The 6,000-nt window shown below is 59.5% G+C and carries 4 protein-coding genes and 3 tRNA genes; 1 reads left to right on the top strand and 6 read right to left on the bottom strand.

Annotated features, from left to right (window positions below; translation table 11 throughout):
• Window positions 1-65: 65 nt before the first annotated feature.
• Genes amiB through nnr form a run of 3 tightly spaced genes read right to left on the bottom strand, consistent with a single transcriptional unit; the run spans window position 66 to window position 3,718 of the window.
• A complete protein-coding gene (gene amiB / locus FT726_RS13995; protein ID WP_407075071.1) occupies window positions 66-1,721 on the bottom strand; it encodes an N-acetylmuramoyl-L-alanine amidase AmiB in 1,656 nt (551 codons plus the stop codon).
• The gene (tsaE, locus tag FT726_RS13990; protein ID WP_058775731.1) at window positions 1,721-2,197 is read right to left on the bottom strand and encodes a tRNA (adenosine(37)-N6)-threonylcarbamoyltransferase complex ATPase subunit type 1 TsaE; all 477 of its coding nucleotides are present in this window, start codon (window positions 2,195-2,197) and stop codon (window positions 1,721-1,723) included. The genes amiB and tsaE overlap by 1 nt, the downstream gene beginning before the upstream one ends.
• A gap of 3 nt (window positions 2,198-2,200) precedes the next feature.
• A complete protein-coding gene (nnr, locus tag FT726_RS13985; RefSeq protein ID WP_346302937.1) occupies window positions 2,201-3,718 on the bottom strand; it encodes a bifunctional ADP-dependent NAD(P)H-hydrate dehydratase/NAD(P)H-hydrate epimerase in 1,518 nt (505 codons plus the stop codon).
• Here nnr and queG point away from each other — a divergent pair.
• A complete protein-coding gene (gene queG, locus FT726_RS13980; protein WP_125309944.1) occupies window positions 3,717-4,856 on the top strand; it encodes a tRNA epoxyqueuosine(34) reductase QueG in 1,140 nt (379 codons plus the stop codon). The genes nnr and queG overlap by 2 nt on opposite strands.
• A 431-nt stretch (window positions 4,857-5,287) precedes the next feature.
• Here the strand turns inward: queG and FT726_RS13975 are convergent.
• The 3 genes from FT726_RS13975 to FT726_RS13965 form a co-directional block, all read right to left on the bottom strand.
• Window positions 5,288-5,363 (bottom strand) — tRNA-Gly (locus FT726_RS13975).
• Between the two features lie 199 nt (window positions 5,364-5,562).
• Window positions 5,563-5,638, bottom strand: a tRNA-Gly gene (locus tag FT726_RS13970).
• 91 nt (window positions 5,639-5,729) lie between these two features.
• A tRNA-Gly gene (locus FT726_RS13965) sits at window positions 5,730-5,805 on the bottom strand.
• Between the last annotated feature and the right edge of the window lie 195 nt (window positions 5,806-6,000).

Here is a 6,000-nt window from a genome sequence, read left to right as displayed (position 1 = left end):
GGCGGTAAAATCTGTATTGGCATGGTGGTGATCCTTATCAGGTATGGGCTGCGCGCAGCCCCTCATCAGGATTGTGGAATCTTTAAATTTTGCCCCAGCATCACGTTGCTCGACTTCATGTTATTCGCCTGCATGATGGCTTGCGGACTGACGCCGTACTTCGCGGCAATCGCCGTTAGCGAATCCCCGCGCACCACTTTGTGCCGCGCCGGACGGCGGGTCGCGCTGCTGACGCCGGAGCCGGCCGGTACTTTCAGCCGCTGCCCGACCCACACCACGTCACGCTTCAGGTTATTCAGCTCGCGCAATGTCGCCATGCTGACACCGTATCGGGCGGCGATGCCGGACAGCGTCTCGCCACGCGTCACGGTGTGGCGCTGGGTTGCGCCGGTGTACTGTACGGTACCGGTCGCCGGGTTGCTGGCGACGCTAACCGCTGGTGCGCTGTCCAGCGGCCGGTTTTCCTCCTTTGGGACCGATTGCAGCGGATGCGCGAGGAAATAGTTGCGCAGTCCTTTGTAAATCGACTGGGCAATCTTTTCCTGATACGCGCTGCTGCCGAGCAGCCGCTCCTCCCCGGCGTTACTGATAAAGCCGGTTTCAACCAGTAAAGAAGGAATGTCCGGCGAACGCAGCACGCCAAGGCTGGCATGTTCCGGCAGACGTTTGTGCAACGGTGTCACACCGCGCAGCTGCTGCAGCACCTTGACCGCCACGTCGTAGCCGACGCGCTGTGAATGGCCAAACTGCAGATCCAGCACCGCCTGGCTCAGGTAAGGATCGGCCTGGCTGTTCGCCAGCAGATCGCCCGCGCCGCCCAGCAGCTCAGACTGTTTCTCTTTCTGCTCCAGCCAGTTAGCCATTTCGCTGTTGGCGCGACGGTTGGACAGCACCCAAACCGAAGCCCCGGTAGCAGAGTGATTCGGTGCGGCGTCGGCGTGAATCGATACCAGCAGGTTAGCGTTCTCTTTACGCGCCACCTCGGAACGGCCCATCACCGAAATAAAGTAGTCGCCGTTACGCGTCAGCACCGGTTTAAACATCGGGTCCTGATCCATCAGCGCTTTGAGCTTCCGCGCGATGGCGATGGTGACATTCTTTTCATGTAAGCCGTGCTGGCCCGACGCGCCAGGATCCTGACCGCCGTGACCGGCATCAATCGCCACGATCACCGCATCATTACGGCTGACAGCACCGCCCGGACGCACCGTGGTGTTGCTGCTGGTCACCGCCGTCACCGGATTGGCGTTGAACGGATTGCCCTGGCTGGTCGTAGCGCTGTCGCTCTGGCGCGCACGCGTCACCGGTGCCGCCGCGGTGCTGCGTCTGGCAGGCTGGGTGCCGCTGATGGTGAAGACCACGCGGTACTGATTGCCGTCGCGCTGCGTACTGGCGCGCGTTTTCGCCGCCTGGGTCAGCTCAAACACCAGCCGGATGCTTTGCTTATCCTTCGGCTGGCTATTACGAATCCGTTTAACGATGTTTTCGCCGCTAAAGTTGAGCGGCAGCCCCTGAATATTGCCGCTCTGGCGAATATCCAGCACCACCCGGTTCGGGTTGTGCAGCGGAAAGAAGCCATACACCGGCTGACCGTTGAAGCTCAGGGTCACCGTCGCCTGGCTGTCGCCGTTATCGACTTTGATATCTGATAGTGTCGCGGCCAGCGCCGACGAGGAGAACAGACACAGCAGGGCGAGCATCATCCCGGTAACGCGTGACATCATGCCGGTTCCCTGCCCTGCTGAAACTGCTGCAGCAGCGTGTCGCCGAGCGGCGAATGCGCGCGGATCTCCGCTGCGCGCGCGCTGGCGACGTAGCTTAGTGTCAGAGCCAGATCTGGCTCTGGCAGCACACCCGCGCCCTGCTGCGGCCACTCAACCAGGCACAGCGCGTCGCCGCTGAAGTAGTCACGGATGCCCATAAACTCCAGCTCTTCCGGGTCGGCGAGGCGATAGAGATCGAAATGGTACAGGCTGCGGTCGCCCAGCTGATAGGGCTCAACCAGCGTATAGGTTGGACTTTTAACGTTGCCCTGATGGCCAAGCGCCTGCAAAAAGCCGCGGCTGAAGGTGGTTTTACCGGCACCCAGATCGCCATACAGATAGATCACCACCGCGCTGCTGCAAACGCGGGCCAGTTGCGCACCCAGATTCAGGGTTGCCGCCTCATCGGGCAAAGGAATAACACAGGTCTTCATGCTTTATTGTTGGATCATCTCTGGATTAACAAACTGCCACAGCAGTGCGAACAAATCAGTGGCTAACATGCCGCGCGTCCCGCGCTGTCGCGCTACCGCATCCGCCGCAGCACCGTGCGCGACACAGCCCGCACAGGCGGCGTCAAACAGGGTGGCCTGCTGGCCCAGCAGGGCGGCGATAATACCGCTCAGCACATCGCCCATACCGCCGGACGCCATGCCTGCATTGCCGACATCCGCAATCGCCATGTCGCCCGTCGCGCTGGCAATTACCGTACCGGCACCTTTCAGCACCACCACGCCGCCGTAGCGGTTTGCCAGGGTCTGCGCGGCGTGTAAGCGGTCACTCTCAATCTCTGCGGTTTTCACCCCGAGCAGGCGTGCGGCCTCGCCGGGATGCGGCGTAATGATGCGATTCTGACGGTTATCTGCATTGATTGCCAGCAGGTTAAGCGCATCAGCATCCCAAAGCATCGGCTTTTCACTCAGTGCCACCTTTTTCAGTGCCTTCTGAGCCCATTCACGCTGGCCAAGACCGGGGCCGATGGCGATGACATCCGCCCACGCCAGCGCGTCGTCCAGCCGCGCGTCGCTCAGGGCATCCACCATCAGCTCCGGCCGTGCGCTGAGAATCGGACCAATATTATCTTCATGCGTTAACACCCGCACAAGCCCGGCACCGCTACGCAGCGCCGCTTCGCCGGTCATGCGGATCGCGCCGGCCGTGCCGCTGTCGCCGCCGACCACCAGCAAACGGCCGTGATCGCCCTTATGCGAGGTGGCTTTGCGCGGCTTCAGCCAGCGCGGTAAATCTGCTGCAGCGTAGCGATGAATCGGCGCCGGCTCGCCAGCCAGAAACGCGTCCAGGCCAAGCGTCGCGCAATGCAGCACGCCGACGTGGTCACGCGCTTTGCCGGTGAGCTGACCGGGCTTCAGCGCAATCATACTTAACGTGCAGTCCGCCACGACCGCCGCCCCTGGCGTGGTGCCGGTCGCGGCCACCAGCCCGGAAGGGATATCGACGGCAAACACCGGCGCGGTGTGCGCATTGATCTGTTCGATCAGCGACTGGTAAGGCGCGGCAGGCGCGCGATTCAGCCCGGTGCCCAGCAGCGCATCAACAATTACGTCGATGTGTTCCGGCCAGGCAGCGTCGGCGGCATGAATTACGCCGCCCGCCGCCAGCCAGCCGTCGCGCGCCTGCTGTGCTTCTTCCGGCAGCGGACGCTCGCTGTCACAGGCCAGCAGCGTCACGCTCAGCCCGGCGGCCTGCGCCAGCCGCGCCACCACGTAGCCATCGCCGCCGTTATTACCGTGGCCGCATAAAATCAGCCAGTGCTGCGCCTGCGGCCACTGCTGGCGAATCCGTTCATAACTGGCCTGCCCGGCGCGCTGCATCAGTTCATACAGCGTCAGGCCCAGGCTATCGGCGGCGTCGCACTCCAGTTGCGGCATGGCCTGCGCAGGCCAGACAGAGTGTGGTAAACTGCGTGCGTTTGCTTCAATTGCCTGGTCTCTCATGTCATACCCTCTCGATCTTCAACAGCTCGCTCAACAGATTAAACAGTGGGGGCGCGAACTCGGCTTTCAGCAGGTGGGTATTTGCGATACCGACCTGAGCGCCGAAGAGCCGAAACTGCAGCAGTGGCTGGAGAAACAGTATCACGGCGAGATGGACTGGATGGCGCGTCACGGCATGATGCGCGCCCGTCCGCATGAACTGCTGCCCGGCACGCTGCGCGTGATCAGCGTGCGCATGAACTATCTTCCGGCCAAAGCCGCGTTTGCCAGCACGTTAAAAAACCCGCAGCTGGGTTATGTCAGCCGCTACGCGCTGGGCCGCGATTACCACAAAGTATTGCGCAATCGACTGAAAAAGCTCGGAGAAAAAATCCAGGCCCACTGCGGCGAACTCAATTTTCGTCCGTTTGTCGACTCCGCGCCAATTCTGGAGCGGCCGATTGCCGTCAAAGCCGGACTCGGCTGGACCGGCAAACATTCGCTGGTGCTGAATCGCGAAGCCGGCTCGTGGTTTTTCCTCGGCGAACTGCTGATTGATCTACCGCTGCCGGTGGATGAGCCGCAGCAAGAGCAGTGCGGCCGCTGCGTCGCCTGCATGACCATCTGCCCGACCGGCGCCATCGTCGAACCTTATGTCGTCGATGCGCGCCGCTGCATCTCCTATCTCACCATTGAACTGGAAGGCGCCATTCCCGAAGCGCTGCGTCCGCTGATCGGCAACCGCATTTACGGCTGTGACGACTGCCAGCTGATCTGTCCGTGGAACCGCTATGGTCAGCTGACCGATGAAGAGGATTTTTCGCCGCGCGCTGTGCTGCACGCGCCGCAGCTGGTCGAACTGTTCGGCTGGGATGAAGCCCGTTTTTTGCGCGTCACGGAAGGCTCTGCCATTCGCCGCATCGGCCATCTGCGCTGGCTGCGTAACGTAGCGGTGGCGCTGGGTAATGCGCCCTGGGCACCCGGGAATCTTACGGCATTAGAACAGCGGCGCGGTGAACATCCGCTGCTGGATGAGCACATTGACTGGGCGATAGCGCAGCAGCGGCAAAAGCGCGCGGCGCAGGCGGTAGAGGTGCAATCGGCACAGCAGCAGCGGCTGGTGCGCGCCGTCGAGAAAGGGTTACCGCGTGATGCATGATTGAGCAATCGCGCAGGATATTATGCTTTTCCACATGCTGTGAATAAAATTATTTCCCCGAATAGTGACGTGGATCGTTATTTCGTCTAAAAGGGGCATTCACAGTCTGAAATATCATTTACCCAATAAAAAACATAGGGTTAGATAATTACTGTAAACATTTACGTCGGGTTTTGCGCGCAGGGGCTTGTCCAGAGCTTGTGGATAACTCTGTTCAAAACGGTTTTGCAGATAGGGTAAAACGCCGTCAGCACGTTGCGGGCGCATTGTGGATAACCTGTAAGATTACTGCAACAGACGCAGACATCTCAGGCACTCACGCAGCGTGCAAAATTTCCAGATAACAAACGGAACCGCACAGGTAAAACGACTGCAGCAGTTGTATGTCTGATTGTGCCCGGGGGCAAATAACTTTAGTGAATATGAAAATCTGGAGCGGGAAACGAGACTCGAACTCGCGACCCCGACCTTGGCAAGGTCGTGCTCTACCAACTGAGCTATTCCCGCATAATCTTCGTATTTTAGTCTGCCACGGCGTTGGCTGCCTTCGCTCACCCAGGTCACTTACTCGTGTAAGCTCCCAGGGATTCGCTCAGTTGCCGCCTTGTTGCATACTCAAATACTCGATTATGTACCGGCATTCTTAAGTCACAACAACCGCAAAAAGACTAAATCCGTGATTTGGATGGCGTACTGCAACAGAGACTGGAGCGGGAAACGAGACTCGAACTCGCGACCCCGACCTTGGCAAGGTCGTGCTCTACCAACTGAGCTATTCCCGCATAATCTTCGTCTTTCATTACGCTGCGGCGTTAACGGCCTGGACGCAGTTGAAATCCTTGATTCTGGTGCATTACTTTTTACTGCACGTTCTGGAGCGGGAAACGAGACTCGAACTCGCGACCCCGACCTTGGCAAGGTCGTGCTCTACCAACTGAGCTATTCCCGCATCATTGTCTTTCAATCTGCTGCGGCGTTGACCGCCTTAGCGCAACTGAACTACCTGATTCAGAACATTTGTTACTTTTACTGCTCCGTACCTGTTGTAAATTCTTCACCGGTACGGGGTGCGCATTATACGAGAAATCCTTCCCGCCGCAAGCGTTGCAAAGCAAAATTTTGCGCTTTGCGCGCGTTTGCTGTT

This window comes from Pantoea sp. Morm, assembly GCF_016643525.1.
GTDB classification, from domain to species: domain Bacteria; phylum Pseudomonadota; class Gammaproteobacteria; order Enterobacterales; family Enterobacteriaceae; genus Pantoea; species Pantoea dispersa.
This window is presented reverse-complemented; position numbering and strand designations above follow the sequence as displayed.